The 15,321-nt window shown below is 45.3% G+C and carries 14 protein-coding genes and 1 other RNA gene; all 15 read left to right on the forward strand.

Annotated elements, in window-relative coordinates:
* Positions 1-7 precede the first annotated feature (7 nt).
* The 15 genes from cdd (at position 8) to rnpB (ending at position 15,280) form a co-directional block, all read left to right on the forward strand.
* Positions 8-445: a cytidine deaminase gene (gene cdd, locus AC1DPK_RS19460; protein WP_477511370.1), complete on the forward strand. Its 438-nt coding sequence runs from the start codon at positions 8-10 to the stop codon at positions 443-445.
* 8 nt (positions 446-453) lie between these two features.
* Positions 454-1,377 (forward strand): GTPase Era, encoded by a 924-nt coding sequence (gene era / locus AC1DPK_RS19465; protein ID WP_477511371.1) that lies wholly within the window; start codon positions 454-456, stop codon positions 1,375-1,377.
* A 100-nt stretch (positions 1,378-1,477) separates the two neighbouring features.
* Positions 1,478-1,639, forward strand: coding sequence for a YqzL family protein (locus tag AC1DPK_RS19470; RefSeq protein ID WP_076266896.1), 162 nt, complete (start codon positions 1,478-1,480; stop codon positions 1,637-1,639).
* Between the two features lie 127 nt (positions 1,640-1,766).
* Positions 1,767-2,510, forward strand: a complete 744-nt coding sequence (gene recO, locus AC1DPK_RS19475; protein WP_477511372.1) for a DNA repair protein RecO — start codon at positions 1,767-1,769, stop codon at positions 2,508-2,510.
* Between the two features lie 153 nt (positions 2,511-2,663).
* Positions 2,664-4,205, forward strand: a complete 1,542-nt coding sequence (locus AC1DPK_RS19480) for an MDR family MFS transporter (RefSeq protein WP_477511373.1) — start codon at positions 2,664-2,666, stop codon at positions 4,203-4,205.
* Between the two features lie 358 nt (positions 4,206-4,563).
* Positions 4,564-5,451 (forward strand): glycine--tRNA ligase subunit alpha, encoded by an 888-nt coding sequence (glyQ, locus tag AC1DPK_RS19485; RefSeq protein WP_076266899.1) that lies wholly within the window; start codon positions 4,564-4,566, stop codon positions 5,449-5,451.
* Positions 5,444-7,525 (forward strand): glycine--tRNA ligase subunit beta, encoded by a 2,082-nt coding sequence (gene glyS / locus AC1DPK_RS19490; RefSeq protein WP_477511374.1) that lies wholly within the window; start codon positions 5,444-5,446, stop codon positions 7,523-7,525. Before glyQ ends, glyS begins: the two co-directional genes overlap by 8 nt.
* Before the next feature lie 27 nt (positions 7,526-7,552).
* On the forward strand, positions 7,553-8,368 hold the full coding sequence (locus AC1DPK_RS19495) for a pyruvate, water dikinase regulatory protein (RefSeq protein WP_076266901.1): 816 nt from the start codon (positions 7,553-7,555) through the stop codon (positions 8,366-8,368).
* 101 nt (positions 8,369-8,469) lie between these two features.
* Positions 8,470-8,919 (forward strand): YaiI/YqxD family protein, encoded by a 450-nt coding sequence (locus AC1DPK_RS19500; RefSeq protein ID WP_339209682.1) that lies wholly within the window; start codon positions 8,470-8,472, stop codon positions 8,917-8,919.
* 41 nt (positions 8,920-8,960) lie between these two features.
* Positions 8,961-10,814 (forward strand): DNA primase, encoded by a 1,854-nt coding sequence (gene dnaG, locus AC1DPK_RS19505; protein ID WP_477511375.1) that lies wholly within the window; start codon positions 8,961-8,963, stop codon positions 10,812-10,814.
* 18 nt (positions 10,815-10,832) lie between these two features.
* Complete coding sequence (gene rpoD / locus AC1DPK_RS19510; RefSeq protein WP_053376806.1) at positions 10,833-11,963, forward strand: RNA polymerase sigma factor RpoD; 1,131 nt, start codon at positions 10,833-10,835, stop codon at positions 11,961-11,963.
* 126 nt (positions 11,964-12,089) lie between these two features.
* Positions 12,090-12,926, forward strand: coding sequence for a hypothetical protein (locus AC1DPK_RS19515; protein ID WP_339203430.1), 837 nt, complete (start codon positions 12,090-12,092; stop codon positions 12,924-12,926).
* Positions 12,926-13,699 carry a tRNA (adenine(22)-N(1))-methyltransferase gene (locus AC1DPK_RS19520; protein ID WP_477511376.1) on the forward strand — a complete coding sequence of 258 codons (774 nt, stop codon included), beginning with the start codon at positions 12,926-12,928 and terminating at the stop codon, positions 13,697-13,699. Before AC1DPK_RS19515 ends, AC1DPK_RS19520 begins: the two co-directional genes overlap by 1 nt.
* The gene (locus AC1DPK_RS19525) at positions 13,675-14,796 is read left to right on the forward strand and encodes a Nif3-like dinuclear metal center hexameric protein (RefSeq protein WP_477511377.1); all 1,122 of its coding nucleotides are present in this window, start codon (positions 13,675-13,677) and stop codon (positions 14,794-14,796) included. The genes AC1DPK_RS19520 and AC1DPK_RS19525 overlap by 25 nt, the downstream gene beginning before the upstream one ends.
* Before the next feature lie 77 nt (positions 14,797-14,873).
* Positions 14,874-15,280, forward strand: an RNA gene (rnpB, locus tag AC1DPK_RS19530) — RNase P RNA component class A.
* Positions 15,281-15,321: the final 41 nt, after the last annotated feature.

Consider the following 15,321-nt stretch of genomic DNA (forward strand, 5'->3'; position numbering starts at 1 on the left):
GATATTTATGGTGGTTTTTGAAGGATTGTCGGAGTCTTACACTTCGCTAATGATTTCGGCTAAGGAAGCGATGTCAAGAGCATACGTTCCTTATTCAAATTTCCAGGTTGGAGCAGCACTGCTTGACGATGAGGGCCAAGTCCATTATGGTTGCAACATAGAGAACGCAGCTTACAGTCCAACAAACTGTGCGGAGCGTACCGCATTATATCGCGCAGTAGCGGATGGAAAGCGACCAGGACAATTCCAAGCAATAGCTGTTATTGGCGATACGGATACTCCAATCGCGCCATGCGGCGTTTGCCGCCAGGTTCTAGTTGAGCTATGTCCGCCAGAAATGCCTGTCATTATGGGGAATTTAAAAGGTCAATGGACGATCTCAACCGTTTCAGGCATATTGCCGGGTGCCTTCACGCCGGCTTCATTAGATAATAGGGAGCGTTAAACAAGAATATGAATCAAAAAACATCAAATGAACGCAGCAACAAAAAATTTCGGTCCGGTTTCGTAGCTATAATCGGCAGGCCAAATGTTGGTAAATCAACGTTGATGAACCATCTTATCGGTCAAAAAATTGCGATTATGTCAGATAAACCGCAAACGACACGGAATAAAATTCATGGTGTTTATACGACAAATGACACACAAATCGTGTTTCTTGATACACCTGGTATTCATAAACCACAATCCAAGCTTGGGAATTATATGATGYAAACCGCGGAAAGCGCGCTTCGTGAAGTGGAAGCAGCGCTCTTTCTAATCGATGCGTCAGAGGGACTAGGCGGCGGTGACCGTTTTATTATTGAACAGCTGAAAAAAGTGAAAACACCTGTTTTCCTAGTAATGAACAAAATCGATAAAGTAGAGCCTGAACAGCTTCTGCCGATGATTACACAATATAATGCATTGCATGAATTTGCGGAAATTATCCCAATTTCAGCGCTTAAGGGTAATAATGTGGAAACCTTGCTTGAACAGCTGACACGTTATTTGCCAGAAGGACCACAGTATTATCCAGCAGATCAAATTACTGATCACCCTGAGCAATTTGTTTGTTCGGAGCTTATTCGCGAGAAAATATTGCATATGACGCGTGAAGAGATTCCACATTCAATCGCAGTGACCATTGAGGATATGCGCGTAAAGGAAAATGGAGTCGTCTATATCGGCGCTGTTATTTTTGTAGAGCGTGATTCTCAGAAGGGTATCATCATTGGCAAAAAAGGTGATTTGCTGAAGGAAGTTGGCAAACAAGCGCGAAAAGATATCGAAGCGCTCCTTGGCTCACGCATCTTTCTTGAGCTGTGGGTAAAAGTGAAGAAGGATTGGCGCAATCAGGAGCGTGTGCTGAAGGATCTTGGTTACCGGAACGAATAAGCATAATTGACGTATTTTGTTAAGGATAGACATGAGCGGTTTATCGCATCCTATTAACGTCTGAAGCAGCATTTCAGGGGACGGAAAGGGATGAATACGTATGCGGAATTTTTCGTGGAAGTATTTTACGTTGACCGGGGATGTCGAGTCTTTCATGTTATACAAGGAAATACACCAATACGGAGCAGAAGGCAGCTCCGATGCGTTAGTAGGAAATCAGGATGAGCTTGCCGAGCTGGACCTCGAGGACACATCTGTCTAACGTATCAATGGCATTATTTGAATCGGTTGATCAAGTATAGAGCTTTTGTGTTTTTAACAGCTAAACGTATGTTTGCCGCCATGGGACGGTAAACATACGTTTCTGCTTTCAGGGGAGAGTTTGCATTATGTTGTATCGTGTCGAGGGAATTGTGCTGCGAAGCATGGATTACGGGGAAGGCAATAAAATTGTTACTCTGCTGACGAAGACAAATGGAAAAGCGGGTGTACTTATACGCGGAGCGAAAAAGGTGAAAAGCAAACATTCTTCGCTCGCGCAGCCGTTTACATATGGAGAGTTTGTTTATTTCCGAAGCAGCGGGCTTGGCACGCTTAATCATGGTGAGATTATTGAATCTCACCATGTTTTGCGTGAGAAGCTTGATTTGGCTGCTTATTCCTCTTACGTAGCAGAATTGACGGATCGTTCAATACAGGACGACGAGGCAACGGGTTTTCATTTTGAGCAGCTAAAAGCATGTCTTTCTGCACTTCAAGAAGGCAAAGACCCGCAAATCGTTTCTCATCTTTATGAAATGCGCATTTTGGATTTGTCTGGTTATGCTCCTGCACTTGATGAGTGTGTAAGCTGTGGAAACGTTGTTGGTCCTTTTAAACTTTCTCCCTATGCGGGTGGAATATTATGCTCAAGATGTACTGGTAAAGATCCTCATGCGATTTCGCTAGGGGAGGGTGCTTATAAGCTGCTTCGTTTGTTCCGCAGGATGGATATGAGAAGACTTGGTTCAATTCAAGTGAAGCCTGAGACAAAAGCAGAGCTGAAAATTGCTATGCGTAAGCTGTTAGATACTCATTTAGGAATGCAGTTGAAATCGCGTAATTTTCTTGATCAGCTCGATAAATTGATGTAAAGAAATTCATTTCTTGAAATGGGTGCTTTTGGTTTGTTATCGGTCTCAAGACGGAGGGAAGGCTCATTCCTCTGCATGATTTCATCATCTAAGAAATTGATTTATGATAGATGAGGTTGTTTGAGATTCATAGTAATTGGAGGGGTTGACCTGATGTCTACAGGACAAAATAGACTGGGCTTTGTCGTGGCCGGACTTTTGCTTGGTATACTGGTCGCATCAATCGATAATACGATTGTATCGACAGCAATGGCAACGATTGTATCCGATCTTGGCGGCTTGGACAAATATGTGTGGGTTACATCTGCATATTTGGTAACAGAGATGGCAGGCATGCCGATTTTTGGGAAATTGTCTGACATGTATGGGAGAAAACGTTTTTTCGTTTTAGGTATTTCTTTATTTCTAATCGGCTCTGTTCTTTGCGGAACGGCTGAATCGATTACGCAGCTGACCATTTACCGTGCTATTCAAGGTATTGGCGGCGGTGCGATGATGCCAATTGCCTTTGCAATCGTATTTGACATTTTTCCAGCAGAGAAACGCGGTAAAATGGGTGGATTGTTCGGTGCTGTATTTGGTACCTCAAGCTTGTTTGGACCGCTTGCAGGCGCATACTTAACGGAATATATCAATTGGCGCTGGATCTTTTACATCAATGTACCCATTGGTCTTGTGGCACTTGCTTTTATCGTTATTTATTACAAAGAGTCGCTTTCTCATTCCAAGCAAAAGATCGACTGGTGGGGAGCAACGACACTTGTGGGCTCTATCGTCTGTCTCATGTTTGCACTCGAGCTCGGTGGAACTGAGTTTGCTTGGGATTCAGTGCAAATTATTGGTTTATTTGCTGGCTTTGCGGTTTTACTCGGCATCTTTCTTTTCGTGGAAACCAAGGCAGCAGAACCAATTATTTCGTTTAATATGTTCAAACAAAGACTGTTTGCAGCAAGTACGGGAGCGGGCTTATTCTACGGAGCGGCGTTTATTACAGCAGCTTTATATATCCCGATGTTTGTCCAAGGCGTATTCGGCGGAACAGCGGTTAGTGCAGGTTTAACTTTACTGCCTATGACCTTGGGATCAGTTATTGCGGCGCAGCTCGGTGGTTTATTAGTCAACAAAATGTCCTATCGCAGCGTCATGATGATTTCAGCTGTTATATTTATTACAGGTATTTTCTTGCTATCCACCATTACGCCGGAAACAACAAGGTTTATGTTGTCCGTGTATATGTTCTTAACTGGGTTTGGTATCGGCTTCTCATTCTCTGTGCTTGGAATGTCCTCCATTCATGGATTCGATATGCGGCAAAGAGGAAGCGCCACATCTACGATGTCCTTCATTCGTTCATTAGGCATGACAGTAGGGATTACGGTATTCGGCATTATTCAGCGCAACCACTTTACAAAGGGTATGACAGATGCTTTCGCAGGTGGAGAAGGAGCGGCTCCGATGACGGAAAATGCACGTGAGCTGTTATCACCGGAGAAGCGCGCAGAAATACCGGCTCCAGTCATGGAGAAGATTGTTGCCGCTTTGTCAGATTCAGTATCTACCACGTTTGTTTGGTCTATTGTTCCCGCAGGCTTAGCATTAGTTTGTGTTTTGATGATGGGGAATACGGGTATGAAAGATATTATCGGCAAACGTGATGGAAAAACGGCTAATACAGATGAGATTCGTGCACATTAGCGGCTTTATTATGATACCTAGGAACGATGTTTGACAATTGGCATAAAGAAGCATAAAATAATGCAATATGAATATTGGGCATTGATGGAGAAAGTAATCGTTTTAAGCCGACTAGGTTAGCGAGCTGGGGAAAGTGAAAGCCCAGACGGTCAAAACGATGAAAAGGCACTCCGGAGTCGTATACAAGCAAAGAGGGTTTGCTCTTAAGGAGCTGACCAAGTAGGGTGGAACCGCGGGATTACAACTCTCGTCCCTACGTCTGGGAGCAGGCGTAGAGACGGGAGTTTTTTGCGTATAAACACCTTTGCCTGCTTCGCTTTTACGGACACAAAACAGAGGAAGAAGGAGAGGGTCAGATATGAATTTTCAAAAAATGATTTTGACTTTGCAGCAGTTCTGGGCTGAACAAAATTGTATTCTCGTACAGCCTTATGACGTTGAGAAGGGTGCAGGAACGATGAACCCTATGACGTTTCTACGCTCGATTGGTCCTGAGCCTTGGAATGTTGCCTATGTGGAACCATCAAGACGTCCAGCGGACGGTCGATACGGTGAGAACCCAAACCGTTTATACCAGCATCATCAATTCCAAGTTATTTTGAAGCCATCGCCTGACAATATTCAGGAGCTTTATTTGGAAAGCTTGAAGCAGCTAGGCATTGATGCACTTGAGCATGATATCCGTTTCGTTGAGGATAACTGGGAATCACCTACTCTAGGCGCTTGGGGTTTAGGCTGGGAAGTATGGCTGGATGGCATGGAAATTACGCAATTCACTTATTTCCAACAGGTTGGCGGCATTGATGCTAATCCTGTCGCTGTAGAGATCACATATGGTATGGAGCGTTTGGCTTCTTATATTCAACAAAAAGAGAATGTTTTTGATTTGGAATGGGTTGAAGGAGTAACATACGGTGACGTCTTCAAACAACCAGAGTATGAGCATTCCAAATATACATTCGAGACATCGGATACAGCAATGCTGTTCTCTTTATTTAACATGTATGAGCAGGAAGCTCAAAAAACGATGGAGCATCATCTTGTGTTTCCAGCGTACGATTACGTATTAAAATGCTCGCACACCTTTAACCTGCTCGATGCGCGCGGCGCAATCAGCGTAACGGAGAGAACGGGCTATATTACACGGGTAAGAAATTTAGCGCGTGCTTGCGCATCGACATACTACGAGGAAAGAGAACGTCTTGGATTCCCTTTGCTGAAGAAAGGAGTGGAGCAGCATGACTAGAGATTTGTTGCTTGAAATCGGACTTGAGGAAGTGCCTGCTCGTTTCGTGCGTGGTGCGATGAACCAGCTAAAAGATAAAATGGTGAAGTGGCTTTCGGACTCAAGAATTGAACACGGCGCAGTAAATGTGTATGCTACACCACGGCGAATTGCTGTTCTAATCAACGACGTAGCTGAGAAGCAAACGGATATGAATGAAGAAGCTAAAGGCCCTTCTCGTAAAATTGCTCAAGACGACCAAGGCAATTGGAGCAAAGCTGCTCTTGGATTTGCTAGAAGCCAAGGCGTTGAGCCTGAACAGCTGTATTTCCAAGAACTAGCTGGCGTTGAATATGTTTATGCTACCAAAAGCAGCATCGGTACAGACACAGCAGCGGTACTGCCAGATGGCTTGCTCAGCTTGATTACTTCGATGTCTTTCCCGAAAAATATGCGTTGGGGCAATCACGAGCTAAAGTTTGTTAGACCGATCCGCTGGTTGGTTGCACTATTTGGTCAAGATGTGATTCCTTTTGAAATTACTGGGGTACAAACTGGAAATACAACACGCGGACATCGTTTCCTCGGCAATGATACTACTGTGCAAGAACCTGCGCAATACGTTGAGCGCCTGCGTGAACAGCATGTTCTTGCTGATGTCAGTGAACGTGAAGAGCTGATTGTAGCTCAGATCGATCGTCTAGCCAAAGAAAAAGGCTGGGAGATTGCAATCAAGGAAGATTTGCTTGAAGAGGTTGTTTTTCTAGTTGAATATCCAAACGTATTGTTTGGCGGCTTCGACCCAGCTTTTCTACACATTCCGCAGGAAGTGCTTATTACATCGATGCGTGAGCATCAACGGTATTTCCCGGTATTCAACAGCGAAGGTGAGCTTCTTCCGTTTTTCGTTACGGTTCGCAACGGCGATCTTAAGTCGATCGAGCTAGTATCGAAAGGCAATGAGAAAGTACTGCGCGCAAGACTTTCGGATGCCAAATTCTTTTATGAAGAAGATCATAAGCTGACGATAGAGCATGCTCTTTCGAAGCTTGAGAATATCGTATATCACGAAGAGCTAGGCTCAGTAGCTGACAAAGTAAGACGCATTCGTGCAACAGCTGATCTTCTGAGTAAGCATTTGCTGATCGATGAGCAAACGTCCAGCGACATTAGCCGCTCCGCTGATATTTGCAAATTCGATCTCGTATCCCAAATGGTTTATGAATTTCCTGAACTGCAAGGCATTATGGGGGAAGATTATGCTCTTAAAGCAGGAGAGCGAGCTTCAGTGGCGAAAGCCATTAATGAACATTATCAGCCGCGTTTTGCCGGAGATCTAGCTCCATCTGAATTAACAGGAGCCATCGTAAGCTTAGCGGACAAAATCGATACAATCGTTGGTTGTTTCTCGATCGGCATCATTCCGACAGGCTCTCAAGATCCTTATGCCCTTCGCAGGCAAGCAGCAGGTATCGTTCAAATTATTTTGGCGCACGGCTTGAAGCTGGAGCTAAACGATTTGTATGATGCGGCGCTATCCGTACATGAGAACCGCAGCCTTAAACGCGACGGTGCTGAAATCCGCAAAGATCTTTCTGATTTCTTTGCGCTTCGCGTTAAGAACGTATTGTCTGAGCAAGGTGTTCGTTATGATGTTGTAGATGCCGTTATGGCTTCTGGTTTTGCAGATCTGAAATCGACCATCGAGCGTGCGAGCGTCGTTCAAGCGCTTGCTGCAAGCAGCGATCGTACTGAATTTAAGCTAACTGTCGAGCAGTTTAACCGTGTCAGCAATCTGGGTTCCAAAGCTGCTGGTGCAGCGGTTGATCCAGCTTTGTTCGCAGAACAGGTGGAAACAGAGCTGTATCAAACATGGCTAGCGCAGCGTCCAACGTTTAAACAAGCGATTGATGAGGGAGATATTTCAAGAGCGGTACAATCTTTATCATCGTTGAAGCCGTTTATTCATAACTATTTTGAGAATGTTATGGTCATGGCACCTGATGAGGCTGTTCGTGCGAATCGATTGTMAACGCTTGCTGGTATCGCAGAAGATATTGCGATTATCGCAGATTTCTCGAAGCTCGTTTGGTAATTGAGTCCGTAAGGAGGATGATAGATCATGTCTCGTTCTAATCCCGAAGTAATCGTATATGTCGTCTCCGATGCAGCTGGTGATACAGGGGAGCTTGTTGTACGCGCAGCAATCGCGCAATTTCATCCACTTCATACCGATATCCGCAGAGCCCCTTTTGTAACGGAAGAGGCAGGCTTGCTGCGAATTATTGAGCAGGCGCAGCAAGTTGATGCAATAGTGATCTATACACTTGTTATTCCGCATCTTCGCGACAGCATGAAAAAGTTTGCAGAGGCATACAGCGTTACCGCGATCGATCTTTTGGGATCTTTTATCGAGACGCTGGAGAAGCGGACTGGGCGGAAATCACGACAAGAGCCTGGTCTTAATCATGTGCTTGATGCCAATTATTTCAAAAAGGTAGATGCTGTAGAATTTGCGGTAAAATATGATGACGCGAGAGATACATCCGGCGTACTAAAAGCAGATATTGTACTCGTTGGCGTATCACGAACGTCAAAAACGCCTTTATCGATGTACCTCGCGCATCAGAAGTTCAAAGTTGCTAATGTGCCGCTAGTCCCTGAGCTAAAGCCGCCGGACGAATTGTTTAAGCTGCCAAAACGCAAAATAATCGGGCTTACAATAGGTGTTCCTTACTTAAATACAATACGCAAAGAACGCCTTAAAGCACTTGGCTTACCGAATAATGCATCTTATGCGACTCCTGATCGTATTGAAAAGGAACTGCTTTATGCCGATACTATTATGAAGCAGCTAGGCTGCGTTGTGATTGACGTATCACATCGAGCCGTTGAAGAGACAGCAAGTTTGATTATGGAATATGTACGTTTGCCATAATGTCAAGCGGAAGGATTTTTTAGAGTTATGCCGTATATAATAGTATAGGAAAAGAATTTGAAACCGAGCGGTGATTTTCTATTCGTCAACAAAAACCTACCATTGTGGTCGATGCGGATGCATGTCCGGTAAAAACGGAAATAGGTGAAACGGCAAGACTCTTTTCTGTAGCAGTACTTATGGTTGCTTCTCACGACCATCGGCTGGAGCCTCAGCCAGGAGTAGATATTGTACAGGTGGACCGAAGCAATCAATCTGTCGATCTATACATTGTGAACCATATTGTGCGTGGAGATATTGTCGTTACACAAGATTTTGGACTGGCATGCATAGCAATCGGCAAAGGCGCTGTCGTATTGTCTCCTCGCGGAGAACAATATACCGATGAGAACATTGATTATTTGATGGAACGTAGACACGAACTTGCGAAACGTCGCCGTACCGGAGGCAAAACAAGAGGGCCAAAAGCGATGAACAACGACGATCGTGCACGGTTTCAACAAAAGTTGACAAAAGTTTTACGAAATGAGCAGGAGAACCATGACGTATAGCGAATATTATTTACGTGTTACTAGGATGAAGGTGATGAACGATGACATACGGTAATAAAATACCGGAAGAGGTCATTGATGCGGTTCGCAAGCATTATGACATCGTAGAGACGGTCGGGAAATATGTTCATCTCACGAAGCACGGCAAATATATGAAGGGGTTATGTCCGTTCCATTCGGAGAAGACTCCCTCATTTACAGTGACGCCGGAGCTCCAAATTTACCATTGCTACGGCTGCGGTAAGGGCGGCAACGTTATTCGTTTTTTTGAGGAAATGGAAGGTTATTCGTTTCCTGAAGCTGTTCGAGTGCTGGCGATGGATGCGGGAATGCCTGTAACCTGGGCATCACCAGATGGAGTGAAATCCACGCCGCATGATGCAGACCGAGCCAAGATCATTGAGGCGCATGAGCTGACAATTAAGTTATATCATCATGTGCTGAATAACACGAAGCAAGGACAAGCGGCAAAGCAATATTTGCGGGATCGCGGACTTAGTGATAAGCTGATTGATCATTTTATGATTGGTTACGCTCCTGAGGAATGGGACTTGCTGGCCCGGTTTTTAACGAATCGTGGATTTGATCTTGCATTGATGGAAAAAGGCGGATTGCTTTCGGCTAAATCTGACGGGAGTGGATATGTGGATCGGTTTCGAAATCGCATTATGTTTCCGATATGGGATCGAGACGGCAAAGCTACCGCGTTTGCGGGTCGCATTATAGGCGAAGGACAGCCGAAATACTTGAATACCTCGGAAACGATGCTGTTTACGAAAAGCAGAACACTTTACAATCTGCACTATGCGCGGCCATCTATTCGAAAGAGTAAGCAAGTTGTATTGTTTGAAGGTTACATGGATGTCATTAAATCATGGAGCGCTGGCGTAAAAAATGGAATTGCCACGATGGGAACGGCTTTGACCGAAGAACATTGCGCTATTCTAAAACGACAAGCCGAAGAAGTCATTGTATGTTATGACGGTGATGATGCAGGACAAGCAGCAGCATTCAAATCAATTCCGATGCTTGAAAGCGCAGGCCTCAAAGTATCGGTGGCGATGCTTCCGAAAGGAAAGGATCCCGATGATTATATAAGCGAATATGGTCCGGAGTATTTCTTGCGAGAGATAATGGATCAGCCGGTATCGGTGACAAAATTTAAGCTTATATATTCAAGGAAAAACCATATACTGCTAAAAGAAGAAGGTAGAAAGAACTATCTGCTTGAGGCGGTACAAATTGTTGCAGAGCTTGATTCTTCAACGGAACGCGAAGTCTACCTGAAGGAAATTTCACGAGAGTTCGAAATCTCACTGGATGCTTTGAAACAGGACTGTCATCAAATTAGACAGGAGCTGCAAAAAAAGAAACCGCAAGGGGATAATAACGACAATTCGTGGAATAATGGTAGGAATGAAAAGCCCCGAAAGTCTGGACCACCTACTCTTTTGCCTGCTTACACACATGCAGAACGAAGGTTGCTGCACGTTATGATGCGGGATCGAGAGGTAGCGCAATCGGTTCATGAACGACTCGGCGATGCGTTTAATGTAGAGGATCACGCAGCTCTTGCTGCTTATTTATACGCTTATTTTGCTCAAGGCTATGATCCGGATGTCAGCCGCTTTATTGCAACGCTGCATGATGACCGATTAGAACGTACAGCTGCATCGATTTTGATGATGGACGGTGACTTTCCGTTCGATGATACGACGATGGACGCATATATCCAAGACATTATTAAAGTACCGCAGTATCGTGATATTGAACGCAAGAAAGAAGAAATGGTGCGTGCTGAGCGTACCGGAGATTTTTTGGCAGCAGCACAAATAGCAAGTGAGATTATAACCCTAGAGAGACAGCTCAAAGGACGACAGGAAGATCGTTTCTAGGGGGGAGGGAGTCGGAATATGGCGAATGATCAACATACTGAACTAGATACCGAACAAAAACTGGATCATGTGAAGGATCAATTGATTGAGCAAGGCAAAAAGAGGTCATCTTTGACGTATAAAGAAATTATGGATAAGTTGGCTCCGTTCGATCAAGACCCTGAACAAATTGATGAATTTTTCGAACAGCTCGATGATTTTGGGATTGAGGTACTGAACGAAAATGACGAAGAAAATCCACTCGCTGCCCAAGGGGAAGAGCAAGAGCGCGAACAGGACGACTTTAACTTTGATGATGATCTAGCTTTGCCGCCGGGTATAAAAATTAATGACCCGGTACGTATGTATTTGAAAGAAATCGGTCGGGTTCCACTTCTTTCTGCAGATGATGAGGTTGAACTTGCACAACGTATCGAGAATGGTGACGAGGAAGCAAAACGTAGACTTGCGGAAGCGAACCTGCGGCTTGTTGTCAGTATTGCGAAACGTTATGTAGGTAGAGGTATGTTGTTCCTTGATTTGATTCAAGAGGGCAATATGGGACTTATTAAAGCAGTTGAGAAGTTTGACCATCAGAAGGGCTTCAAATTCAGTACGTATGCAACATGGTGGATTCGTCAAGCGATCACTCGCGCCATTGCTGACCAAGCACGAACTATTCGTATCCCTGTTCATATGGTGGAAACGATTAACAAGCTCATTAGAGTATCACGTCAATTGCTCCAAGAACTTGGACGCGAACCGACACCGGAGGAAATTGCTGCGGAGATGGAGCTAAGCACCGAGAAGGTTCGTGAGATTATGAAGATCGCACAAGAACCGGTATCGCTCGAAACTCCAATCGGGGAAGAAGATGATTCTCACCTAGGTGATTTCATTGAAGACCAAGAAGCTCTTGCTCCAGCAGATGCTGCTGCGTATGAGCTGCTTAAAGAGCAACTGGAAGATGTGCTCGATACATTGACTGAAAGAGAAGAAAATGTACTTCGTCTTCGCTTCGGACTTGATGATGGACGCACGAGAACGCTTGAGGAAGTTGGCAAAGTATTTGGTGTTACGCGTGAGCGTATTCGTCAAATTGAAGCCAAAGCACTTCGCAAACTGCGTCATCCAAGCCGCAGCAAACGTTTGAAAGATTTCCTCGAATAAAAAAACTTGATGTTTAGTATATTGACCTTTCTGCTCGTRCAGCGAGGTCTTTTTTCTAAAATGCCAACCTCATACATACGGACTTGTGCAGGCAAGACAAGTCGACCGAAAGGATAGCGGGATTTTATGAATCAGGATCGTCGGCAAATTATCGTGAAAGAAATTGATCATTGGCGCCGAAGCAAGCTGCTGCCAGATCAATATTGTGACTTTCTGCTGAATTTGTATGCTGATCAAGATACGATCCAAACAACTAAAGAACAGCATCATACAGTTGGAAAAGCAATCGCCGCAGTACAACGAGCTACAGGTATGCAATGGCTACTTACATTTGGAACTTTTACCTTAATTTCCTTTGTTGTGCTTTATTTTAACGAATTTCATCCGTTATTGCAAATGGCTGTTGTGGTCGGCGCGGTGGCTGTTTTTTTACTTACGGGACAGCGACTTCGCAGCCGCAACGAGTCGGCTGGATTGGCAATAACAAGTACGGGAATGCTCCTCCTTCTAGGCGGGGGATTGTATATGTTGAATCTGCATGCTTTTGATCATTGGGGCTGGAAAACAGGCTTATTAGCCTTTTGTTCGATCTTTTGGGTTGTTTACGGAATAAAGGCTCGCATTCCTGCCCTTCATTTAAGTGGATGGTTGGCGGCTATACTTGTTTATGCGTGGCTGCTGTCACAATTTATGCTGGATTCGAAATGGTATGAGGTGCAGCTGTACTGGCTGCCTATCGCTTGTTTATTTGGCTGGAGCAGTTGGTTTGTACATCGCTGGTCGAAGCCGGTATCTGCTGTTTTGTTTGCAACCTGCGCGCTCGTGTGGTTTATGCCTGAGCTATACTCGGTCATGTTCGTAAATGACGCGATTCTGTTGCAGCTGCAGCTTATTGTCAAAATAGCGATAGGCGGCATAATATTATTTTCAATGCGAAAACAATGGATGGTGTGGGTTGTATAATGTTAAAACTATCAAGGCGTCTGCAGAAGATTGCAGATTACGTAACCACGGGCTCGCGTGTAGCTGATATAGGCTCGGATCATGCGATGCTCCCCGTATATTTGCTGCAAATCGATAAGTGCCCTACAGCGATCGCAGGAGAGCTGAACCTCGGTCCCTATGAGGCAGCGAAGAAGCAAGGTGCTGCTGCTGGAATGACTGCTCGTTTGACAGTGCGGCAAGGCGATGGCCTGAACGTGCTTCAGCCTGGTGAGGCTGACACGGTCACAATCGCCGGTATGGGCGGCAGCCTTATGAGCGATATATTGGAGGCAGGCCATGCGGCGGGCAAGCTAGAAGGGGTTGTAGAGCTTGTGCTGCAGCCTAATGTAGGTGAAGAAGTCGTACGCGAATGGCTATTGAAGCATAATTGGTATTTGGCTGCAGAAAGCATTCTCGAAGAAGACGGAAAAATTTATGAAGTGATGCACGCCATACGTGTATTGGATGCTAAAGCGCGCAATAGCGAGCTTTATGATGGCAGCTTCTTGAAGGTTAAGCTTGCGGCTGACAAGCTATTTGGTGTTTTGAAGCAAATGGGTCCGTATTTGCTCCGTGAGCCGCAACCTGTATTGCTTAAAAAATGGCGTCATGAGCTGAATAAGCTTGAGCGTATTTGTGATCAGCTGGGTGGATCAGATCTTGCTGAATCAGCGAGTAAACGCGAGCAGTTTCAGGCGGAGATGAACGTGATTGAGGAGGTTTTACAATGCTTGCCAATGGACAAACCGTGATCCAGTTAATGGAGCAGCTTGCGCCTAAGCATTATGCGGTAGAGAATGACAAAATCGGCCTGCAGCTTGGCACATTAAATAAACCGATTAAGAAGATCCTCGTTGCATTGGATGTGACGGATGCTGTTGTTGATGAAGCGATCGAGCAAGGTGCTGAGCTTATTATCGCTCATCATGCGATCATATATCGGCCGCTTGCCAAGCTGGATACATCAACTGCGGCAGGGCGCCTATACGAGAAGCTAATCAAAAACGACATTGCCGTTTATATTTCACATACCAATCTTGATGTGGCAGATGGCGGAATAAATGATTGGCTCGCTGATTTAATCGGTATCGTGCCGGATAACCGCCAGTGTTTGGAGGAAGTGCATACGGATAAGCTGTACAAGCTTGTTGTATTTGTACCAGAGAGCCATCACGAGCAAGTACTTGAGGCTATGTGGCGTGCAGGAGCAGGTAAAATTGGCAGCTACAGCAACTGCAGCTTCAATATAAAAGGGACAGGAACATTTATTCCTGGACCAGGAACGAACCCGTTCATTGGTGAGGAAGGAAAGCTGGAGCGTGCCGATGAGATTCGGATTGAAACGATCGTGCCTCACAGTGTCCACCGCAAAACGGTCCAAGCTATGCTTAAAGCACATCCGTATGAAGAGGTTGCTTATGATTTATATTCAGTCGATTTAAAGGGCAGATCGTTTGGACTGGGCAGAGTTGGCAAGCTAACCGAGCCGAAGACACTGGGTGAGCTTGCAGAGCAAGCGAAGCAATTATTTGATGTTCCAGCGGTGAGAGTCGTTGGAGCACTCGACCGAGTCATTCGCAAAGCCGCTGTACTCGGAGGAGCAGGCGGGAAATATGTACGCCATGCTGTATTTTCCGGCGCTGATGTGCTTGTCACTGGAGATATTGATTATCACACGGCACATGATGCGCTAGCTGCAGGAATGACGATCATCGACCCAGGTCATAACATTGAAAAAGTGATGAAGCAGAAAGTTGCAAATTGGTTGAATGAACAGCTTGTGAGCAGTAAATATGAAACGAAAGCGGTTGCTTYTTCCTTGAACACAGAACCGTTTACTTTTATATAGTTAAATTATTGTTAGATTGGAATGGCATTGAGGGTTGAGCTTTTGTGAAATACCTTGTATACTTAACGATGCCACGGAAAGTTTGACAGACAATCGCTGGCGGCCTTGTTGCCGCGAGAGGAAAGTCCGGGCTCCGCAGGGCAGGATGCTGGATAACGTCCAGTCAGCGCGAGCTGAAGGATAGTGCCACAGAAATGGACCGCCGATGGCCGGCTTTTAGCCGGAACAGGTAAGGGTGGAACCGTGGTGTAAGAGACCACGAGGAGCATAGGTGACTACGTTCCTGGTAAACCCCATCTGGAGCAAGACCGAGAGGACGCCGCAGCCCCTAAGCTGCAGCCTTAGCCTGAGGCGCGTCCGGGTTGGTTGCTGGAGCCGTATAGCAATGTACGGCCTAGATAGATGATTGTCGCTTCATCGTGGGAGGGTCGTTCCCGTTTGGACCACCAGAAGTACAGAACCCGGCTTACGACAAACTTTCCGCACGACCTTACACTTACAAACAAAGAGCACCCATCGCATGCG

The organism is Paenibacillus sp. 01T424, assembly GCF_056398745.1.

What these genes read in the sequence shown, in the direction of transcription:
- cdd (WP_477511370.1), top strand. Translation starts at nt 8, where the DNA reads ATGGTGGTTTTTGAAGGATTGTCGGAGTCTTACACTTCGCTAATGATT.
- AC1DPK_RS19470 (WP_076266896.1), top strand. Translation starts at nt 1,478, where the DNA reads ATGCGGAATTTTTCGTGGAAGTATTTTACGTTGACCGGGGATGTCGAG.
- glyQ (WP_076266899.1), top strand. Translation starts at nt 4,564, where the DNA reads ATGAATTTTCAAAAAATGATTTTGACTTTGCAGCAGTTCTGGGCTGAA.
- dnaG (WP_477511375.1), top strand. Translation starts at nt 8,961, where the DNA reads ATGACATACGGTAATAAAATACCGGAAGAGGTCATTGATGCGGTTCGC.
- rpoD (WP_053376806.1), top strand. Translation starts at nt 10,833, where the DNA reads ATGGCGAATGATCAACATACTGAACTAGATACCGAACAAAAACTGGAT.
- AC1DPK_RS19495 (WP_076266901.1), top strand. Translation starts at nt 7,553, where the DNA reads ATGTCTCGTTCTAATCCCGAAGTAATCGTATATGTCGTCTCCGATGCA.
- recO (WP_477511372.1), top strand. Translation starts at nt 1,767, where the DNA reads ATGTTGTATCGTGTCGAGGGAATTGTGCTGCGAAGCATGGATTACGGG.
- AC1DPK_RS19480 (WP_477511373.1), top strand. Translation starts at nt 2,664, where the DNA reads ATGTCTACAGGACAAAATAGACTGGGCTTTGTCGTGGCCGGACTTTTG.
- AC1DPK_RS19520 (WP_477511376.1), top strand. Translation starts at nt 12,926, where the DNA reads ATGTTAAAACTATCAAGGCGTCTGCAGAAGATTGCAGATTACGTAACC.
- AC1DPK_RS19515 (WP_339203430.1), top strand. Translation starts at nt 12,090, where the DNA reads ATGAATCAGGATCGTCGGCAAATTATCGTGAAAGAAATTGATCATTGG.